The organism is Streptomyces sp. AC627_RSS907, assembly GCF_019049165.1.
This window is the reverse complement of sequence record NZ_JAGMUE010000596.1, coordinates 1-653: the sequence shown is the minus strand read 5'-3', so window position 1 is coordinate 653 and position 653 is coordinate 1. Positions and strand designations below refer to the sequence as shown.

Below are 653 nucleotides of genomic sequence, written 5' to 3'. Positions count from 1 at the left end.
GGAGACACCTCGACATGAGTACGCCGTATTCCCTCGCCGTCCCCGACGCGTTCGCCGCGTCGTACGGCCACGACAATCCGTCCCGGCGCGCCTGGATCGCCCGACTCCCCCGGCTCGCCGACGCGATGCTCAGCCGCTGGGAGTTGCGCGTCAGCGGGCCCGTGGCGCACGGCATGGCCTCGGTCGTGTTGCCGGTGACCCGCGCCGACGGGACGCCGGCCGTGTTGAAGTTGCAGCAGGAGCGGGAGGAGACCTCGGGGGCGGCGAGTGGGCTGCGGGCCTGGGGCGGCGGTGGCGTGGTGCGGATGCTCGACCACGATCCGGGCTCGGCGAGCATGCTGCTGGAGCGGCTGGACGCGAGCCGGCCGCTGTCCTCGGTGGCCGACGACGGCGAGGCGATGCGCGTGCTGGCCGGATTGCTGGCGCGGATGACCGCGGTGGCCGCGCCCCCGGACGTGCGCCGGCTCGCCGACATCGCCACGGCGATGCTCGCCGAAGTGCCGCACGCCGTCGAAGGGTTGGCCGACCCGGACGAGCGGCGGCTGTTGCGCACCTGCGCGTCCGCGGTCGCCGAGTTGGTCGGCGAGGCGGGCGATCGGCTGCTGCACTGGGACGCGCACTACGACAACGTCCTCGCCGGCGAGCGGGAGCCC

General features: G+C 74.6%; 1 protein-coding gene. It reads left to right on the top strand.

The genetic code is table 11. The annotated features are described in order from the left end of the window. Positions 1-14 precede the first annotated feature (14 nt). Positions 15-653: aminoglycoside phosphotransferase family protein (locus KUM32_RS37300; RefSeq protein ID WP_217146293.1), on the top strand; the 639-nt coding region annotated here is incomplete at its 3' end.